A 2659-nucleotide genomic window follows, 5' to 3' on the forward strand; every position below is an offset into this window, starting at 1 on the left:
GGCGCTGGTGCTATCTGGAACACCCCTCATCCGTTGCCTTCGGCGACACCTTCTCCCGCAAGGGGAGAAGGGAGAGGCCCCAGGCCTTCAACCTAAGCTGAATTGACCCGGCAATCCCGACATGTCAAAGGCCCGGCCAAGTCTGCCATATGGAGAAGCCCTGATGACCGATCGTGTCGAGATCGCCGGATTGCGGATTGCCCGCGAGCTCAATGACTTCGTCGTCAACGAAGCGTTGCCCGGCACCGGCATCGATCCGGAAAAGTTCTGGAGCGGCTTCTCGGCTATCGTCCATGATCTCGCGCCGAAGAACCGGGCGCTGCTGGCCAAACGCGACGCCATGCAGGAAAAGCTCGATGGCTGGTATCGCGACAATGGCGCGCCGGTCGACATGGAGGTCTACAAGACCTTCCTGAAGGAGATCGGCTACCTCGTCCCCGAGGGACCTGCCTTCAGCGTGTCGACAGAAAATGTCGATCCCGAAATCGCCGTCGTCGCCGGGCCGCAGCTGGTGGTGCCGGTGATGAACGCGCGCTATGCGCTCAACGCCGCCAATGCGCGCTGGGGCTCGCTCTACGACGCGCTCTATGGCACCGACGCCATTCCCGAGACCGGTGGTGCGGAAAAGGGCAAGGGCTTCAATCCGGCGCGTGGCGCTAAAGTAATTGCCTGGGCGAAAGACTTTCTTGACCAGTCGGTGCCGCTGACGTCAGGCAAATGGGCCGGGGTGAACGGCCTGTCGGTCGCCAATGGCGCGCTGAAGCTCAGCGCCGGGGCCGGCTCGACGACGCTAGCCGACCCCAGGCAGTTCGCCGGCTATCGCGGAGATGCGGCCAACCCGCAGGCCGTGCTGTTGGTGAAGAACGGTCTGCACATCGAAATCGTCATCGACCGCGACAACCAGATCGGCCGCACCGACCCGGCAGGCATAGCCGACGTCATCCTGGAATCGGCGCTGACCACCATCCAGGACTGCGAGGATTCGGTCGCGGCGGTGGATGCGCAGGACAAGGTCGTCGTCTACCGTAACTGGCTCGGCCTGATGAAGGGCGATCTCGCCGAAGAGATCACCAAGGGTGGCAAGAGCTTCTTGCGCAAGCTCAACCCCGACCGCGCCTATACGGCGCCGGCCGGCGGCACGCTGACCGTGCCCGGCCGTTCGCTGATGCTGGTCAGGAATGTCGGTCATCTCATGACCAATCCGGCGATCCTGGATCGCGACGGCAACGAGGTGCCGGAAGGCATCATGGATGCCGCCGTCACCGCGCTGATCGCGCTGCATGATGTCGGGCCGAACGGGCGACGGATGAACTCCCGCGCGGGCTCGATGTATGTCGTGAAGCCGAAGATGCACGGCCCCGAGGAAGTCGCCTTCGCCGTCGAGATCTTCGACCGCGTCGAGGCCCTGCTCGGCATGGCCAGAAACACCATCAAGATGGGCATCATGGACGAGGAGCGGCGCACCACCGTCAATCTCAAGGAGGCGATCCGCGCGGCACGCGAGCGCGTGGTGTTCATCAACACCGGCTTCCTTGACCGCACCGGCGACGAGATCCACACCTCGATGGAAGCCGGCCCGATGATCCGCAAGGGCGACATGAAGCAGGCGGCCTGGATCTCGGCTTATGAAGCCTGGAACGTCGACACCGGCCTGGAATGCGGTCTCGCCGGCCACGCCCAGATCGGCAAGGGCATGTGGGCGATGCCCGATCTTATGGCGGCGATGCTGGTCGAGAAGATCGCCCATCCCAAGGCCGGCGCCAACACCGCCTGGGTGCCCTCGCCGACGGCGGCGACGCTGCACGCCACGCATTACCACAAGGTCGACGTGCACGCCGTGCAGGCGGCGCTGAAGAGCCGGCCCAAGGCCAAGCTCGACGATATTCTATCCGTGCCGGTGGCCGTGCGGCCGAACTGGACGCCCGACGAGATCCAGCGCGAGCTCGACAACAATGCGCAGGGCATTCTGGGCTATGTCGTGCGCTGGATCGACCAGGGCGTCGGCTGCTCGAAAGTGCCTGACATCAACGATGTCGGCCTGATGGAGGACCGCGCCACGCTGCGCATTTCCTCCCAGCACATCGCCAACTGGCTGCGCCACAAAGTGTGCTCGGAAATCCAGGTGCGGGATTCGCTGCAGCGCATGGCGGCCATCGTCGACCGCCAGAATGTCGGCGACCCGCTGTATCGGCCGATGGCGCCGGACTTCGATCACTCGATCGCTTTCCAGGCGGCATGTGATCTGGTGTTCAAGGGCACCAGCCAGCCGAATGGTTATACGGAGCCGGTGTTGCATGCGATGCGGCTGGAGCTGAAGGCACAGGGCTGAGCGCGCAGCTTCATGCAATGCGTCAATCGACTACGGTTGGTCGGCGCTGCCCCTCATTGCCCTGCCGGGCATTTCTCCCCGTATAGGGACGGGGAGAAAGACGCTGTCGTCGGCGATTTCGCCAATTGTCAAAGTTACAGAAAGCGCGCCGAGGGTTGCGACAGCATTCTTCTCCCCGTCTCTATACGGGGAGAAGGTGCCGGCAGGCGGATGAGCAACTGTGTTTGTCAGGATGGTTTTGGATTCCAAGGTTTGTCGTTTCGGATCATTGCGCTGAGGATGGTCAGGATCTTTCGTGCGACGGCCACGAGGGCGACCTTGGGCGCCTTG

General features: G+C 63.4%; 1 protein-coding gene. It reads left to right on the forward strand.

Annotated features, from left to right (window positions below; genetic code table 11):
• Positions 1-163 precede the first annotated feature (163 nt).
• Positions 164-2329 carry a malate synthase G gene (locus J0I79_RS34760; RefSeq protein WP_292870638.1) on the forward strand — a complete coding sequence of 722 codons (2166 nt, stop codon included), beginning with the start codon at positions 164-166 and terminating at the stop codon, positions 2327-2329.
• The last annotated feature ends 330 nt before the right edge of the window (positions 2330-2659 follow it).

The sequence above is a fragment of the Mesorhizobium sp. genome (assembly GCF_017306585.1).
Classification (GTDB): domain Bacteria; phylum Pseudomonadota; class Alphaproteobacteria; order Rhizobiales; family Rhizobiaceae; genus Mesorhizobium.

Bases quoted from the DNA above. Each gene is read 5' to 3' on its own strand.
- J0I79_RS34760 (WP_292870638.1), top strand. From the start codon at position 164: ATGACCGATCGTGTCGAGATCGCCGGATTGCGGATTGCCCGCGAGCTC.